Annotated in this window: 12 protein-coding genes; 2 read left to right on the top strand and 10 right to left on the bottom strand. The window is 36.4% G+C overall.

Features of this window, described 5'->3' with window-relative positions:
• Nucleotides 1-386: 386 nt before the first annotated feature.
• From PXC01_RS12155 to PXC01_RS12170, 4 genes are all read right to left on the bottom strand, one after another.
• On the bottom strand, nt 387-2,597 hold the full coding sequence (locus tag PXC01_RS12155) for a hypothetical protein (protein WP_276472560.1): 2,211 nt from the start codon (nt 2,595-2,597) through the stop codon (nt 387-389).
• A gap of 165 nt (nt 2,598-2,762) precedes the next feature.
• Complete coding sequence (locus PXC01_RS12160) at nt 2,763-4,274, bottom strand: DEAD/DEAH box helicase (protein WP_276472561.1); 1,512 nt, start codon at nt 4,272-4,274, stop codon at nt 2,763-2,765.
• Between the two features lie 98 nt (nt 4,275-4,372).
• A complete protein-coding gene (locus PXC01_RS12165; protein WP_276472562.1) occupies nt 4,373-5,302 on the bottom strand; it encodes a 2-hydroxyacid dehydrogenase in 930 nt (309 codons plus the stop codon).
• 3 nt (nt 5,303-5,305) lie between these two features.
• The gene (locus PXC01_RS12170; protein WP_276472563.1) at nt 5,306-5,815 is read right to left on the bottom strand and encodes a DUF6155 family protein; all 510 of its coding nucleotides are present in this window, start codon (nt 5,813-5,815) and stop codon (nt 5,306-5,308) included.
• Nucleotides 5,816-5,987: 172 nt separating this feature from the next.
• On the opposite strand from PXC01_RS12170, the gene PXC01_RS12175 reads away from it, so the two are divergent.
• Nucleotides 5,988-6,851, top strand: coding sequence for a sigma-70 family RNA polymerase sigma factor (locus tag PXC01_RS12175; RefSeq protein WP_036154298.1), 864 nt, complete (start codon nt 5,988-5,990; stop codon nt 6,849-6,851).
• 752 nt (nt 6,852-7,603) lie between these two features.
• On the top strand, nt 7,604-8,896 hold the full coding sequence (locus tag PXC01_RS12180; RefSeq protein WP_276472564.1) for an interleukin-like EMT inducer domain-containing protein: 1,293 nt from the start codon (nt 7,604-7,606) through the stop codon (nt 8,894-8,896).
• Here PXC01_RS12180 and PXC01_RS12185 read toward each other — a convergent pair.
• The 6 genes from PXC01_RS12185 to PXC01_RS12210 form a co-directional block, all read right to left on the bottom strand.
• On the bottom strand, nt 8,886-10,124 hold the full coding sequence (locus PXC01_RS12185) for a YaiO family outer membrane beta-barrel protein (RefSeq protein WP_276472565.1): 1,239 nt from the start codon (nt 10,122-10,124) through the stop codon (nt 8,886-8,888). The genes PXC01_RS12180 and PXC01_RS12185 overlap by 11 nt on opposite strands.
• Before the next feature lie 71 nt (nt 10,125-10,195).
• On the bottom strand, nt 10,196-12,577 hold the full coding sequence (locus PXC01_RS12190; RefSeq protein ID WP_276472566.1) for a sulfatase-like hydrolase/transferase: 2,382 nt from the start codon (nt 12,575-12,577) through the stop codon (nt 10,196-10,198).
• 5 nt (nt 12,578-12,582) lie between these two features.
• On the bottom strand, nt 12,583-14,013 hold the full coding sequence (locus PXC01_RS12195) for a glycosyltransferase family 2 protein (protein ID WP_276472567.1): 1,431 nt from the start codon (nt 14,011-14,013) through the stop codon (nt 12,583-12,585).
• Complete coding sequence (locus PXC01_RS12200) at nt 14,006-16,465, bottom strand: HEAT repeat domain-containing protein (protein ID WP_276472568.1); 2,460 nt, start codon at nt 16,463-16,465, stop codon at nt 14,006-14,008. The genes PXC01_RS12195 and PXC01_RS12200 overlap by 8 nt, the downstream gene beginning before the upstream one ends.
• A gap of 12 nt (nt 16,466-16,477) precedes the next feature.
• Complete coding sequence (locus PXC01_RS12205) at nt 16,478-16,843, bottom strand: response regulator transcription factor (RefSeq protein WP_276472569.1); 366 nt, start codon at nt 16,841-16,843, stop codon at nt 16,478-16,480.
• 1 nt (nt 16,844) lies between these two features.
• Nucleotides 16,845-18,605, bottom strand: a complete 1,761-nt coding sequence (locus PXC01_RS12210; protein ID WP_276472570.1) for a sensor histidine kinase — start codon at nt 18,603-18,605, stop codon at nt 16,845-16,847.
• Nucleotides 18,606-18,625: the final 20 nt, after the last annotated feature.

Below are 18,625 nucleotides of genomic sequence, written 5' to 3' on the forward strand. Positions count from 1 at the left end.
TTGGTATTGCAGATTAAAACCGCTGTCACTTCGAGTGGCTTTTTAGTTGAAGCATAGCGGAAACTAGAAAGTTGTATCGAGAACTTTGGTACACGAAATAGTTCTCGATACCCTCCTACTCGGCGGGCACGCTAATTTCTCATGCCTCAAAATTCACTCGAACTGACTGAAAGGTGTAAAGTGAGAAGTACAAAGTACGAAGTACGAAGTCTTAAGTAGTTTGGTTTTACAATATGTTAAGTAAGAATTGAGAAAATAGAAATTAGAGTATAGACTTTTTGTTCTATGAAATTTAGCAAAGCTAAATTTCCAACAACCAACAACCAACAACCAACAACCAACAACCAACAACCAACAACCAACAACCAACAACCAACAACCAACAACTAATCCCCCGAAACCCCTATTTCATCAAGTACCACTACTCCATAATCCGTTTGGTCAAAAATAAAACTGATCGTAGTGATCTCATCGACCTTAAGTGTTGAATTTGCTGCTGAAAAAGCTTTCAGGGGAATATGAAAGGTCTGTAATTGAACTTCCCAATCTTCACCGATCATTTCCTTATCCAAGAATCCGAATTTGGTAAAGCGGGTTTTTAAAGGTTTGGTTATGCCTTTGATATCACTCACTTTTACCATGCTTGTTTGTCCCGTTTTATCGGTAAGCTGTATGGTGAAATCCAACTGCGGTACTTCACGTTCCTCAGCATCTTCTTTTGCTTCTTTCTGCTCATCGGTCAAATTGAAATCCAACCATTCGTGATTGCCGGCGCCAAGGGTAAACTGTAGACTTGTGGTATTTCTAAAAGGGATGGAATCGGCTTCTGAAAGCAAGATTTCATACCTTGCTTTATCTGAACTATTATCGGTATTCTCATAATCCCATCCCAAGATAACGGCATTGTTCTCTTGGCTACCTTCATCACGTGTAGGTAGGTTTTGTTCTTTCCAAAGCGCCATATTCGTAGCTGATATCTGCGTGCTATCTTTTGCCGTAGTAACATCTATATCTTCTTCAAAATCGGCAATGGTATGAAAATTAGAAGCTTCAAAAGAAGTTAGATAATGCTCCACAGGCAACCACTTTTTGGCGCTAGCGACGTTCTTAAAAATAGAAAGGTATTCTTGATTGTTTTTTAAAGAAGCCTCTGCAAACGCGCTGATAAATACTTTGGCAGCTTCTTGCTGTTCTTCTTCTTTTAATAAGGGTTGTAAATTCAATAACCATTTAGACGGAGCTCCAAAATCCGAATTTCCCCAAGTAGAATTGAACTGCCCATGATTGGCATGGTGAATATATACGCCGGCCTTAAATCTTGAAATAGAATCTGTATACTGCAACCGGCGATAAGGTCTCATACCCCAAAAGCTCACTTCATCCGCATCATAAGAACCTTGTATGCTCAAAAAATTGATATTTTTCAATACTATTTTGCGATCATACCTATAGTCTGTTGGTGCTAGAGCCACGACCCCTTTGATATTAAAATTAAAATTAAATTTCTCTTTGGCCTGATCAGGAAAATAAGGTAGCGGATTATAGGCTGCCGCAATAGAAACCGCCTCACCACCACGGGAATGCCCCACAAGCATAATATTGTCCAAATCAACTTTATGTACCAGCTCATGACCCTCTTGATTGTTCCAAGTTCTCCATTGCTCCAAGTGCTTTAACAACAACCAGGCACGGGCAGGCATTTCTTTTCCCCTAAAATCACCGGACCAATGACCGTTTAAAAAGTTCTCATCTACGGATACCGCTATAATTCCCCTACTAGCCAATAAATTCCCTAAAAAACCATAACCATCATCAGAGTAATCTATCATACTATGATTGCCATGTACAATTAAGGTCAAAGGAAAAGGTCCGTCGCCCTCTGGCATATATACTCTTCCATTTAAAGGAAAGTTTTTAGCCCCAAAACCCCAATACTGTTCGCGCCATTTTTTCTTTTTATCCTTCCAATCGGGAATTAACAGGGAACCATCAACAGTAGTTGTTTTAAACTTTACGCCGCTTGAAAATTCCCCTCGTTGCTCATCTGTACCGCTGCCATAGGTAAATGTTTTAACGGTATAAGAACCTGCTGCAGCTGGATTATTGATCGATACTTCTGGAAGTAATGACCGACCTTCTTCGGCAAAAGCAAGAGGTGTTTCCTTTTCGTACGGATCTGTACCATCATTTGATAAAGCATAAAATACATACCCCACAGCAATGAAAGTGATGAAAAGAAAAAGACTTGAAAATGCGTTACGTTTTAGTTGATACCTGTATAAAGCAATGCAAAATGCAATACTCAATGCTATGATGGCACAATAGAACAAGGTTGGCCAGCCAAATCCAAAATATTTTAAAATGGTTAAAACAGCAATAGTACTAAGTACAGCCGTTGTAGATTTCAACGGAATAGTAGCCAATGCCCTACCAATAAGGTTTAAGAGACCGTAAATTATTAAATTGATGAACAAACCAATAATGATGGCAATACACATCATTACAACAGGATGCCAGCCAGTTAAAAAATGATAGCCGGTAATGCCGTAAAAGATAATTGTTAAAACAAGGATAAATAGAAGTAAGTTGTTTTTCATTAGTTGAGCGCATTCTAGTGATTCAAGCACTTGAATTTAACCAACTTCTAGCGATTTAGATAACGCTGTGTCCATTTTTCAAAATAAAATAATAAAGACCTCTTTAGAATATAGAATTGGTAACCATATAAGTGATAATTCTGAATACCCAATGCCCGGTAAAAATTACATTTTGGCGGCGAACATCTTTGAAATCTTAGAACGTAGTTTACGCTCATAATCTTCTTCTAGCCACTCTTTGTAGTTCTTGGTATTGTTCATAATACAGTAGGAATACTGACGTACACGATATTTGATCTCTTCTTTTAGTTTTTTGGCCAGAATGCGGGCGTCAAAGACGTCTTCAGAATTTTCTACACATATTTTTGCATGCTGCTGAATACTTCTTTCTAGTACCAGTTTAGATTTTTCACCGTTGGCAAAGCTCTTTTTGTATTCCGCCTTAATATCAAAATCGATATCAGTGGAATTCGCAAATTCGGCACGCAGATCAGCGGGCATTTCATAAACGAATTCGCGTTCTATCTCTTCATCGTTCTTAATATTCTCCAAGTAGAAATCTGGAAAATGGAAAATTTCCTGCCAGTCTATACCAGCGTTCCAAAGTCCAAAACGGGCAACATTGTTACCCATATCAATAACATTGAATTCTTGTTTGTTTGGCAGATATCTAGAGCCACGACCGATCATTTGAAAATAAAGGGTCAATGAACGTGTAGCACGGTTCAAAATAATGGTCTCCACACTTGGTTCGTCAAAACCTGTAGTCAAAATACTTACTGAAGTCAAAATGGCATCAGGCGTTTCTTTAAACCATTTTAGAATCTCTTTTCGCTCCGCAGCATTATTCTTGTTATCTAAGTGGCGAATATTATAGCCGGCTTTTCTAAAAGTCTCACAAACATACCTAGAAGTGTTAATACCATTGTTGAATATAAGCGTTTTGGTACCTTTTGCTATTTCATTATAGGCAGATACAAGCTTGTTCAACATACTATGGTTACCATAAAGTTCATCTGAAGACTTCACCGTGTAATCCCCGCTAATACCCAATTTTAAGGATTGTAGGCTAACATCGTAATTATACATGTTCGCCTTGGCCAAGAACTTTTTCTGAATCAAGGATTCTATAGACTCGCCCACGATCAACTTTTTATAGTTGTCTTTCATGGGCAGCTTAATATTGGAGCTTAAAGGCGTTGCCGTTACCCCAAGGATAACCGAGTTTTCAAAAAACTTGAAAAGTTTACGGAAAGAGTTGTAATGCGCCTCATCAATAATAACGAGACCAATATTATTTATTTCAACCTTCTCTTCCTGTAACCTATTATTCAGTGTTTCTACCATGGCAACGAAACACATGAACTCATCTTGGTCCTGCCACTCTTTGACCTCGCTATTAATTATTTTGTTCTTTACTCCAAACCCTTTCAACATTCTAGAGGTTTGTTGACTAAGTTCTATACGATGGGTAAGAACAATGACTTTTTTATTGGTCTTGGCTATGTAGCGCTTTGCTATTTCAGAAAACACCACGGTCTTACCGCCACCCGTAGGCAGTTGGTACAGTAGGTTAGAATTATCGCCGTTCTCTTCTAAATATTTAAAAATAGAATGTAGATCTTCCTCTTGATAATCGTACAGGGTTTTCTCAGTAGTATCGTTTTGTAGCTTCAAAAGGTTTGTAGGCGTTTATTTATGTTAATAATGCAAAAACCTTATAAAATTATAAGATTTTTATGGGTCTAGGAAATAAAAAACTTGAAAAAACAATTTTAGTATCCCTTGTCAGGATCTACTAAATTCTGCAATTTTTCTGCGGAACCCAGCCTGTTGTAATTTTTTATAATCTGGGGAATTACAGAATTTGTATCAGAAACACTTGCGTAATGCGGAGTCATGTGAACCTTCCGGTGATTCCAAAACGGATGTGTTGCAGGTAATGGTTCCGTATGATAGACATCTAGACAAGCACCGGATAAATGATCGGAGTCTAACAAGGCGATCAAATCTTCATCTACCAAATGACCGCCACGGGCCACATTGATAACAAATGCATTTTTGGGAAGCTGCGATAACAGCTCTTTGTTTAAAATACCCTTAGTGGCGGGAGTCAACGGAAGAAGACAGACCAATATATCCGTAGCGCTCAAAAAATCTTGCTGCCCTTGCGGCCCATAAAACGTTTTTACTCCTTCAATTTCCTTTTTGCTCCTACTCCAACCTTGCAAATTAAAGTTAAAGGAAACAAGATCACGTGCCGTTAGTGCTCCCAATTCACCAAGACCTAAGATGCCAACGGTAACATCCTTTATTCTTAAATAATCTTTAGGTGCCCAAACATTGGCCATCTGATCTAATTTGTAGGAATTCAAGTTTTTAAGATGAGCCAATATGACCGCCAATACATGTTCTGACATATCGCTGGCAAGGTATGGGTCTACAATACGAGTAATGGGTATATTTTGGGGACGTGTATCATCTTCAAAAATATAATCTACACCGGCACCTGCAGAGGCAATACATTGCAGATTGGGATACTTTGCCAATGAACCCTTGGGGTGTTTCCAGATAACCGCCATGGTAATATCCTCCTTAGGGTGATCTTCTAGAAAACTATATACTTTTATACCGTTATGGGCATTCTGTAAGGCATTCTTCCAAAGGTCTATTCTATCATCTTGTCTAATTACTACAATGGCCATAGGTTAATCTATTATATCCAAGGCCTTTGAGAAATCCTCTTCAAAAAGCCATTTTTGATTTTGTGTTTCCGTATATATCTTTAAGATACGCTCCCTAAATTCAGGAAAGATTCCCTGAACCGTAGTAAATTGAATTACCTCGTTAAAAGAGTTAAGCATACTTTTATAAAAAGCATCCGGTACATTCTTCTCCGCTGAGAACGTTTGTGCAATTTCAAGATTATAGCACATAACATCCGCAATTAAATGAGGGTCTACCCCTAGTTTAATAAAATGCTTTAGAAATTTTTGGGCAACCGATCGTCTTGCTTTTGGCCTGCGTCTTTTTAACGGAAAATATTCATTGGCTATTTTAGCTTTTGCATCTTGTACCAATTTATCTTCTTTAGGGTTGAAGGCAAAATCGTAATAGGTCTTAACCGCAGGAAATTTTTCGTACAGCTCAATAATTTGCTCTTCCAACGCCTTTTTAGGAAGCTTTGACAGGTAGGTTTTTAATGCCCGTTTACTCATAAAAGTTCAGTGTATATATTCAAAAATACGCTTTAAGGCAACAACCTCCTAAATCCTTAAATCTTTGTTAATGCTAACAAATACTGTAGAAGTATAGTGAGATTCATTAGGAAATACCGATAAAAAGCGTTATACTGTACTCTTGTACAACTTCTAAATTCCATACATACATATGAGGCAACTAAAGATTATCAAGCAGGTAACGAATCGTGAATCGAAATCACTGGATAAATACTTGCAAGATATCAGTAAAATTGATTTGATTACAGCGAATGAAGAGGTAGAACTTGCGCAGAAGATTAGAGAAGGTAGTCAGGCAGCTTTGGAAAAATTGACCACAGCAAACTTAAGATTCGTAGTATCGGTAGCAAAACAGTACCAGAATCAGGGTCTTAAATTACCGGATTTGATTAACGAAGGAAATTTAGGCTTGGTTAAAGCAGCAAAAAGATTTGATGAAACAAGAGGATTTAAGTTTATATCCTATGCCGTTTGGTGGATCAGACAATCTATATTACAAGCTTTAGCGGAACAATCTAGAGTTGTTCGTTTGCCATTGAACAAAATTGGATCGATCAACAAAATAAAAAAGACATTTTCTTATTTAGAGCAGGCACATGAACGCCCGCCTTCTCCGGAAGAAATTGCAAAGGAATTGGAAATGACGGTTTCAGAAGTGAAACAATCGCTTAAAAATTCAGGTAGACATGTATCTATGGATGCACCCTTACGCGAAGGCGAAGATTCTAACCTATATGACGTTTTGCGTTCAGGTGAATCTCCAAGACCGGATAACATTTTATTACAACAGTCACTTAATACAGAAATTAATAGAGCATTGGACACCCTATCTCCTAGAGAGGCAGATGTTGTAAAACTTTACTACGGTATTGGTGACCAGCAGTCCATGACCTTAGCAGAAATAGGACAAACGTTCGATTTGACCAGGGAGCGTGTTAGACAAATTCGTGAAAAAGCAATACGTAAGCTACGTCATGCTTCTAGAAGCAAATTGCTAAAAACGTATTTAGGTTAATTATTTGTACTGTTTATTAAAAAAGAAAGCGCCCGTATATAACGGGCGCTTTCTTTTTACTTAGTCTTTGGGTATACTAAGAATAGGTCAATTTGTTGATATTAAAGTTTACTAGGATGTTATTAAGATCCTGTATAAAATTTTGATACGATGAAAAATCTTGATTCTGATGTGCCATGAGAATATTTTTTTTGGTTAAGGTTTTGGTCGATCTACATATAGTCCAACTCAGCTAATTCGTTGATACTAAGAATTTCGTTTAAGTCTTGAAGAAAAACTAGGTATTCTTCTCCGTAAGTGTCGTAAAGCATATTGCAGGTTTAAAAGTTAATCTTGATTTGGGTTTTTATCTTGAAGTAAATATATACCGATGTTAAGATCGTGGCAACAAATTGTGGTGAACCAATTTAAAACTGTTGTAAAACATACACAAAAGTGTTGTTTAACGTTAAAAAATGTTAAATACTAGGTTTTATAGGGGTTTAGAGAGGTGTATTTCATCCCGGTTATTGGTATTTAATCGATTTTTACCGTAAAATCAATTCATTTCCAGCCAGTTATATCACAGTAACTATATAAAACCCCACAAAATTCTCGTTAAAATAAGGTTAAGTAAACTACATTTTTTCTTTAACAGGAAATATGGTCCCTTTAGGTATTGCATTATAATACCCTGCCCACTTATACGTTTTAATATAACTGTATAAGTAGATTATTCTTATAACTTTGATAAAGATGATAACATTGAACTTATGAAGACATTTTCCCCTATTCTTTTAAGCTTAAAAATGGTAGTACTTATAAGTATACTATATACTTTACAACCGGTACAGGCTGCCAATATAAAAATTATACCAGCTAACGATTATGTAACGACTTCCACAACATTGGTATTGAACAGCCATAGCTTTAATACACATGAGCGTAGTACGTTCACCTACGCATCACAGACCGAAGCCATAGAACGTGGATTAACCATAGTTCATTTACAAGCAGGGAACACGTTCGAATTCAAGACCTTTGATACCTATGGTAGTAAAGAAGATGTACAGGCCTTTGTAGACGTACTTTCCAAACTGATAGATGACCAGGCAGTATTCGCAATTTTAGCACATGATTCAGCCGCTGCACAACTAACGGATTTTCAAAAACAATTAAATGCTTTGGGGTTTATACAATTGAGCAGCTTAAAAGGAAGACAAGCCTACATTATGCATAACAGTAACGGCATAATTACCGAAAAGATCAATGATAGTTCCATAACGGAAACCATTACAATATCTAAACCCTTAAGTGATAAGAAAATTTACTTTCCAAGAGAAGTTTATGAATTTGAATCGCATATAGATAGATACATTGCCCATGCCGGAGGAGAGATTAACGGAGTAAAATCTACCAACTCCAAGCACGCTTTAGACGAGAATTACAAAAAGGGATTTCGAAATTTTGAATTGGATATCATAGAAACCTCCGATGGAAAATTGGTTGCGGCACATGATTGGAACATGTGGGCACGTTTTACGGATTTTACAGGCAGCTTACCCCCTACGCACGATCAGTTCATGGAACAAAAAATATATGGCGACTACACAACATTAGATATGGACGGTATAAATACCTGGTTCAAAAATCACCCAGATGCTACATTGATTACAGATAAGGTGAACGACCCAATAGCCTTTGCGAATGCTTTTGTTGACAAAGACCGTCTAATAATGGAACTGTTTAGCGTAATGGCCGTAGAAGAGGCATCTGAACACGGCATACAAACCATGATTTCCCAAGAACCCTTATTGGCTATAAAAGGAGATAAAATTAATTTTCTGAAGGTGAACAACGTTAAGCATGTTGCCGTTTCTAGAAGAATTATTGCTAGTCAAAAAAAATTGATGCTTCAATTAAGGGATGCCGGGATAAAGGTTTATGTTTTCAACGTAAATTTTGATACGGGCAAAGATGAGCAATACGTATATGATAATGAACTAGGACTGGTTTATGGTATGTATGCCGATAAATGGATACCGGCAATGAAGTCTAAAAATTAAACTCATACGTTAATCCTGCGGATATAGAATAAAAGTAGCTACCGGGATCAAAAGATTGCTCTTGGCGTAATACCCCTACATTAGTTCTATAGGCACTTAAATTGTTTTTACTGGTGAATTGATATTCAAAACTTAAACGTTGCGATTCTATATAAAGTAATGTTTCTGCCAAGAGTTGATCCCCAGACGTAAACTGTCTAAGTTCTGGTGAGAACCCGAAGCCAACATTTAAACCCATATAGTTTTTGGCATCCTTAAGATATTTACGCACCAGTAAATTACCGGATACATTGGTCAAATTATTAGACTCAGGCGTTATATAGGAGCGTAAAGAGAAATAATAATTACCCGTATAATAGCCCAAGGAGTTGGTAATAGATTTAACATCCCTAGTCGCAAAATTTATGATACGCCCCCCTGCCGAGAATTCAATTCCGCTTTTATGGTTGTAATATACATCACCACCAACCTTATGGTTAGGGTATAGATCAGATTCGGAATACCCATAATTTAAGTAGGCGTAAAATCCTTTGGCAATTTTAGGGTACAAATCTATATCTAACTGAATACCGTTCTTACCTATTCTGTTACTATTATTTATTCTTGGTATTATAGCACCATAAGGTGTTTGTCTTTTAAAGGAAATACTTGATGTTGTAATGGGATCAAAGCGTTTATCAAAAAACGTAACCGCACTATTGACCATAACGGTATTCTTCAATTTTTCTTCCGTAACGGGCGTTATGTGTTTATTTTCTTCACCTGCAACATTGGCATCTTTTATATCAACAGTTTTTTTACTATCGCCGAATGAGGTATTTATAGCACTTTCTACATTAAACCAGCCTTTTTGAGAATAGGTAATACCTTGTACTCCATCGGTAGCTATATGTTGTAATCTTAATAATTCCTTATCGTTCTCTATAAATGTTAAAGCTTTGTTGGCAAGACCTAATGCAGTAGCAAAACGCTTTGCATATAATTCATTTTTAACTGCGGATATCCATGCTTCCCTATTGGCTTTGTTCTTTGATAAAATAGTGTTGAATTCAGACCTTGCTAGATCATAATCGCCTCTCCAGCTTAATGTACTTGCCCATAATATAGCCGTTTCAACTTTGGTCTCTCTCTCGTTCACCAAATTATATAGCATGTTATGTGCCGTATTGGTTTTACCCTCGTATGCCAAAGCATAGGCAGTTTTAAAGGATGGAAGCTCATTTTGCATAGATTGACCGCTAACCCTGTAAATAAAGGAAAGTAAAACAAATAGGGTGATATGTAAACTGCACTTTTGCATTATTCTATGGATGCTAACGTATTTTCAGCATCTTTATTGGTTTTTGTATGAATTTGCAAACCTGCTTTTCGCGCAGAATTCCTAGCCCTGGAAATTTTGGCGGATATTTCATGGACACTAGCACTATTCTCTTGAACTATATCTACCAACGCAAGCCCTTCTGCATGCTTGTCGTACCAGAAGTATACATCAAAAAGTGCAGCGTAAGAATCTATGTAGTTTGGGTTCATAGCAATACAGTCTTTCAAAATCTTGACAGACTCTTCATAATTACCTTTCCAAATATGTAATCTGCCCGTTAAAATCTTGGTATCTATATGGCTTGGAGATTCTGAAAGTATATAACGGCATAGCAACAGGGCATCATCCCACTTTCTATTAAAAGCCAAATCTCGCGCCTTAAAGAAAGAACGGTCAAAATTGCTTCCGTCGTAGATGCTATTGATCCAAGTGATTTCTGCCGGAGTAAACTTTTCTTTCTGAACAGAAAAAATAGTTAAGCTATCCGGTATAATCTTGTTCTCTGTAGTCACGTAATGATTTACGGATTTAAATCTTTCCAAAGTTTTTTCTACAGAACCACCGCCAAATGTAGAACTGATATCCATATCTTCATCCAGTTCCATAATATCGCCATCGGTATATAATTTTTCCTTACTTATATACTCTTTCAACTCATTTTTGTTACGCATTAAAGGAATGTTCTTAGTAGACCTAAATGCGGTTTCCATGTCTAGCGCACCGCCCATCCAAGCAACTTTTTTTGGCATTTTTAATTCGTATGAATTTGAGAGCAAAGCCAATATAGAAGGTGTAACATCAAAATGAGAAGAAATAGAACTCATTTTACGTGTTGTTTTTAGCATGGGGCTGTACATGATCAACGGTACGTGAAAACGACTAATATTATTACGTTGCGGTATGGGTATTAGCCTATGGTCTCCCGTAAATATAAAAATGGTATTCTCGTAATTTGGTTGGTTTTTATAAGATTCCATGAACCATTTTATGGCATCATCTGTATACAAAAGCGTGGCAAAAACATTATCGTTCTTTTTAATGATCTTTTCTGCCCTAGAGTCAAAATCACCCTTGGTCAAAATATCCTTTACCTTACCTTCAAAATATTCTTGATTTGGCGGTATAAAGGGTTCGTGCGTACTAATGGTCATATAAACCTCTAGTCTAGGCTGATCTTTGCTTCTTTCTAAACTCAGACTTTTTTTGAACAGTTCCTTATCAGGATATCCCCAAGAAGAACCTGCGGCATCCTCTGCCTGTTTTTGATATTTGTTTCCGAATCCAGATTTATCTAGCACAAAATCAACGTTTTCGCTTCTTAAAAATCGGTCTACCTTATCAAAAGAACTATTGGTTCCTTGATAAAATGAGGTATGATACCCATTATTTTTAAGTACACTGAACATGGTAAGCTTGTTGGGGTATTCTTCCAATTCCATAAACCCGCTTTTACCAAATGGTAAGGATCCTAACAAGGACGGCAACACCCCAAAAGTTCTACCGGTGTTGCTCAAAAAATTCTCCCAGTATAATGATTTGGTCGATAGGGAATCTAAATACGGTGTAAAACCGCCAAACTCGGCACCTTCACCCACAAAATCCCTTCCCAGACCTTCTACCATTACAAAAACGATATTTGGTTTCTCCTCTTTCAGCTCAAAATAATCTCCCAATACATTCTCAATATTGGAACCTTGCACCAATGGATATTCTTCTGTTGACGTGTATGAATTATCTTCTGTACTGGTCTGGTATACATTAACCGCCAAATACTGAACCTTGTTCTGGTTGATAGGTTTGCCATCTGTAAATAAGGAGGCCACAAAAAGGCTGAACAACACTATGGTAAAGGGATACATTCTACTAATTCTATGATAGAATTTAGAAGTTATCCTGTATAGTATTAAAAAGAGACCTACTAAGAAAACAGCTGTAATGAGCAGATAAACCGAAATCATAAAACCACCGGAATTTGCAATGGTAATCTTCACATCGGCATAACTATATCCCAAAATATCAGATCCTAAAGGAACTAATGTTGTACAGTAATATGCGGTAAGTACAGCTTCAATAATAAGTACCAGCGCCAATAACACAAAAACTAGGTTGAAGCCATATTTAGAACGTAAATTTTCCCAAAAATTAAACGGAAAAACCATTACGATGCCCATTAATGCCGTAAAACCGATCTGGTGTACTATGGCCTTTAATAGACTGACGGAAAATATAGTATCTATGACCCCTTTATAGTATAGCATACCATATTGAAAAAGCGTTAACACGAACAAACATCCAAAAAAGGATATCATAAGCCGTGTGTACTGCTTTAATGTATATCTATCTATACTACTTGTATTCATTATTGCTATGATGCTTTTGCAAAACCTTTTCTAACTTGGGATCCCCAACCAGATTTTATTTTGAACAATTTTTTATAGTTGCCCCTAACCGCGGCATAAACTACAATGGGGTGAAAAATGAAGGGCTCTAGAACGGCCAGGCCCATTAATATTAAAATATCCTTTGTTTTTCTATATTGATTATACGAATACACATCCCACAAAATGGCATAAAAGGAAATCATGATAGAGAACAGGAATATTGCCAGGGTAATCATAAAAAAGAACTCCCAATTAAGAATGCCCAAGTAGGCAAAAAGTATAATGGTAAAGAAGCCAAAGAACTCCAACAACGGTGACAGCCACTCATAAAAAAACCAATACGGGTAGCTCAATAGCCCCAGTCTACCGTATTTGGAATTGAACAACATATCTTTATGCTTAAACAAGGTCTCTAGATTGCCACGAGCCCAACGATCTCTTTGGTTCACTAAAATCTTAAGATCTTCCGGTACTTCTGTCCAACATAAAGGATCAGGGATATATTCTATGGTATATGGTTCTTTTCTGTCATGCATATAACGGCGCATTTTAAAAACAATTTCCATATCCTCACCAACCGTATTCGTATCATAGCCGCCCACCGCCAAAGCAATTTCACGTTCAAAAAAACCAAATGCCCCAGAAATGATCAGTAAGCTATCTATTCTACCCCAGGCCATTCTGCCCAGAATAAAAGAACGGGTATACTCCAATAACTGAAATCTTGCCAACCAATTGCTGGGCAACCTAATTTCTTCAAGCTGACCACCCTGAATAACGCATGAATTTGCGACCCGTATAACCCCACCAACGGCTATAACCCTTTTCTTTGAGCGTTGAAAAAATGATTTAACCACATGTAACAGGGCGTCTGGCTGCAAAAGACAATCCACATCAATACAACCCACATATTTACTGGTAGATAACGATACTCCTGCGTTCAAGGCATCAGATTTGCCGCCGTTCATTTTATCTATAACCGTCAACTTTTCAAAAGCCCTATTTCTAGATTTGTAAATGCCACGAACTGGTTTAGATTTCCAATCTGGATCCATTTCCACGTCAATTTTTTCTAGATCATAAGAATCTATAAGTTTCTGCAACGTATCGTCCTTGCTACCATCATTGACCACCATTACATCGTAATTGACATATTGTAGCGATAATAAAGAGCGAATATTCTCTACAATGGTCAACCCTTCATTATATGCAGGTGCAATTATCGTAATGGTAGGAGCTAATGGCGAAGCCATTATTTTAGAAATATCCGTAAAACTATTTTTATTTCTGTAATGCAGTGAATTTCTTGTGGAGAAATACGCCATTAGGGAAAACAGTATAAATAGAATTATGGTGAATACAAAGAATACAAAATTGATGTATTCCAGTACCACCCCAAATAGCTCGCTATCCATTTTTCTTGTTGTATAAAGAGTTGGACATAGCACATAGCTGATCGAACAATGTAGAACCCTGTTCTCTAGCAGAAGTATTCTTTTGCTCCGTAGGTTCTTTCATTTCAAGTTCAAAATCTAGGTCAAATATGAATTCTTCATCTATGGATGACGTTGTCGTTTCTAACTCATTTGACAAATGAGCTTTAATATGATCTAAAACTTCGGTAGCTTTTTCAACCAATAATTTGGATTCAGATTCCAAAATACTTTCAAGCAATTGAATTTCTTTCTGATCGCCAACGATCATCATCTCATTCAATAACATGAATTTAGTCTCGTCATCGGCAAGATGATAAACCTCTGTAAATACACTTTCTGCAAGGTCATGATCATCAGAAAACAATTCACTTGGTCGCGGAGCTTGATAAGCAAATTTTTGAATTAATTCATTGGCCCTGTTTATAACAACATCAGAACTATGCTCGTCTATAATCTGGTATAACAATATCAGTTCACGGCAATCGCCCAGTTCTGCTATATTTTCTAACAAAACCATGGCATCAAGCTCTTCTTGAGGCATAAAATTTGGAGAAAAAGAAATACCATCATCTTCAAATGAGATAATTGTCTCTTCGGCATCGGCATCTGTAATCAGAACTCTATTGTCATTTTGCTCTTGCATAGGTGCACTAAGAGCAGACCAGTCAATTTCCTCAATAATCATTTCTGAACCATCGCTATAATTCTCAGTAACTTTTTCCGTGTGTTCATAAGATATTGATGAATCATACAAATCAAACAACGGATTAAATTCTTCTTGCTCTAAAGGCACAACATCTTCCTCTTCCTCTTCCTCTTGCATTGTAATTTCATCAACAACTAAGGGTAGAAAATTGAAAGAAAATCCTTCTTCTAATTCTTCTTCTGGCTCTAGCTCGGCTTTATGTTCCAATAATTCAGCAACAGCTTCTTCCGTTTCTTCTGTGTTGTCTTCATTAGAATAGTCACTTTTTATATGAGGTAAAAAGCTCAAATCTATATCATCTATTGAATTTATTTTCCTATTCTCTAAAGGAACCAATTCATCCACAGATGCCGTTTCATCTAAACCAGCTTCTTCAAATACAACCTCTTCAACAAGCTCTTCTTCTGTAAATTCTTCTTCAGTTATTTCTTCACTAACAGCTTCTTCTGTCAATTGACTAGAAATATCATCTTCATTGAAAGACCATGAAACCGACAAGTTTTCTACTTCTTCAGAGGTGGCTACGGTAGCAACTTCTATTTCAGTATCAATTTCATCAATGGTATTATACAAAGGCATTTCTTCATGTATCTCGACTGATTTACCTTCAAAATCTGGAGATAATTCATCTAATTCAACATCATAAAAGTCTGTGGTTGCTATATTCTTTGTAGGCAAAATTCTTTCAGGATCAATTTTATTTAGTGTACCTATGACCTTACCCTTAATATTGAAGTTACGTTCGGTCAATTGTAAATTTTCCAAAAACGGGACATCTGCAATGGTACCCAATTCACCAATAGCATCTAGAATGGATATTTTAATATCATGGCTTGCCTTGGTGTATACAAGTTTTAGTGTAAGTAAGGCATTTACAAAATGGAATTCTTTGATGCACTCAATAGCCTCTGCCTGTATCTCTCTCTTTTTATGCTTCAATAAGGTGATAATAGACTGTTCAGCATCGCTTTGGTTATAATATTTAATTAAACGCAAAGCGAACAGCACCACGTGCGTATTGGTCGATGTTAGCCAAAGACCAAACTGAGGAGGTGTATAATTAGGTTTATGCCTAAGTACATCTAAAAGCTTTAATTGCTGCCATTCGGCAATTTTATATTTGGTGTTATCCAAAAAGTATTTAATACCCTCTTCCTTAAGATTGACCACTGCAATCTCTGCCTGTTTGCGAATGGTACTTTGGCGGTGATTAATGAATCTCACGATCAGTCCATAAGAATCCTCTACCTCCATGGTAGTCAATTCTAGAATTCCGCTAGAAACAACTTGCCATTTACTGCTTTTCAACTTTTCATATGCATCATGATGCAGTCCTAAATCTTGATATAATTCTATAAGAACCGATTGTGAATTGCCCGAAAGATCTTTTCTTAAATCTAACAATACCTCTGTCAGTACTTCTCTGTCAAAGTTGTTTTTGATCAACTCCCTAATTTGTACCTTAAGATTTAAGTAGTTCATTTTTTCCTCTTTGGTATTTGAGTCTTCATAGAATAAAAACTCATTGATCATTGGGGAGAACTCTACCTTTTTATCTTTTGTACGGCTATTTTTTGATGTAATTCTATTTCTAATAACAAACACACCTATAAAGTAAATTACGGCCAATACAAAAAATAGTATAGTCAGCCACCACAGGTATTCTAAATTGAATTCTGGGGCAGTAATCAGCGATATTTTAATTTGATTAGGGGGAATCAACAAATTTTATCTTATTTACTTATTTATCTCTCTTGCTATACGTACTAATAATTCTGTTGGACTTACCGGTTTAGTAATGAAATCATTTGCTCCCAATTCAAAAGCGGTCAGCACATTTTGTTCATTGCCCGCCGATGATATAATTATTATTGGTGTCTTTGATTTAAGTTCATTACGCACATAATCTATGAGTTCTATGCCCGAGCAATAAGGCATCATAATATCGCTCACGATAATGTCCGGCATTTCATTTTTTAAATATTCCTTTACTTCTTTTCCGTTGGGTGAGTGATGCACCGAATAGCCACCTTTTTTAAGCCGAAAATTCAATAAAGAGGCCAAAAGTTGATCATCATCTGCTAATAGTACACGTTTACCCATATTATTTCTTGTTCATTAATTTTAGGTCTTTGTCCAAATTATCTTCCAACATTGGATAATCATTCAAGAACACATCATATAACTCCTTTACTTTTTCAAAATCATCTTTTTTACAGCTACTTTCAAGTTCAACGATTAAGTTGCGCATGCCATTGGCCTTTATCATGGCAAAGCCAGCTTTTAGCTTATGGGCAGATAAAGCAATTTCTTTTAAGTTCTGGGTCTTTAAATGAATCTTTACATTGCCTATGAACTCAATAGCATTGAGTTTGAACAATTTCACCAATTCGTTCAACATATCTATTTCACCAAAACAATCTTTCATTAGGTGATTTAAATCTACTACAGTAGTTTCTTTAGGTTCTATCATAGGTTTTTGCAGTATTGATGAGAAATCTATCTGTTCAACTTTATGTTCTTTACATTTTAAAATGGTACTTAACAAATCATCTAACGTATATGGCTTTAACAAAAAATCGTTAATTCCTATTTCTTTGCAGTCCCTACTATCCTGTTCCGTAAAATCTGCACTAAAGGCAATGATAGGAACATTACTTACTCTTGAGTTTTTATGAGATCTAATGGCTTTAGAAACCTCAAATCCGTTTTGCCCAGGCATTTTTAGATCCATTAGAATTAAATCTATTTTTCTAGAGGATAATAAATACAGGCCTTTATCCAAATCAATATCGGCATGAACGGTACAGCCCCATTGCGTTAATTGTTCCACAATTAAATGTTGGTTCATTTTGTTATCTTCAAATACCAAAATCTCGGTACCTTCCAATAGTTTTACATCCTTTTTAAAGGTGGATTTCTGTATTTTCCTTACAGGTGTAGCTGTGGGCTTGCCCATTGTATACGGCAACCTAAACCTTACTGTGGTTCCCTTATCTACGGTACTATCAATTTCAATTTCACCGTTCAGCTTTTCTATGATCTCTTTTGTTATGGTCAACCCTAATCCTGTACCACCATATTTTTTTGCGGTATCATCCTCTGCTTGGGTATACCCGTTAAAAATGGTTTCAATTTTTTCTGGGGGTATACCAATACCCGTATCTGCCACAGAAAACTCTATTAGAAACTCATTGTTATTTTTTTGTTTTGTAAATACTTCTAGTTTTATGAATCCTCTTTCAACAAATTTTACTGCATTGCCCAAAAGGTTCAATAATACTTGAGATAACTTAGAAGGATCACCCTTAACAATCTTAGGTACATTTTCATCTATATCTATTAACAACTCTACGTTTCTATCCACAATTAAAGTTTCACACAAAAACATGACATCTTTAAGTAAGCCATGTAGATTAAAGTCAACGGACTCAAAATTGGTGTTGCCCGAAGAAATTTTAGAATATTCCAAAACTTCATTAATAAGTTTTAAAAGAGTGTTAGATGCAAATTGTATGGCCTGTACCTTTTTATGTTGTGCTTTAGTAAGCTTTTCTTCTTTTAAAAGATTGGCAAAACCTATAATACTATTCAATGGAGTGCGAATTTCATGGCTAACGTTCGCTATAAACTGCTTTTCTGAAACCTCGTTTTTATTAGAAGCATCGGTCTTTAATTTTACCGGCACGATCTGCTGCGTTTTTGGCGCATAAATGTGCTTTTCTAGACTTGATCGAAATGAATTAAAACTCTCCTTTAATTCTTTGGCCTCATGGGCATTTAGTTCCTCAAAAGAAAATTCACCCACTGTTCTTTCTAGTTGAGATAATTGCCCAAGTAAATCCTTAGATTTTGAAATTGCCATAAATAGGTATTCTTTAGTTT

It is taken from the genome of Maribacter huludaoensis, from assembly GCF_029350945.1.
GTDB lineage: Bacteria > Bacteroidota > Bacteroidia > Flavobacteriales > Flavobacteriaceae > Maribacter > Maribacter huludaoensis.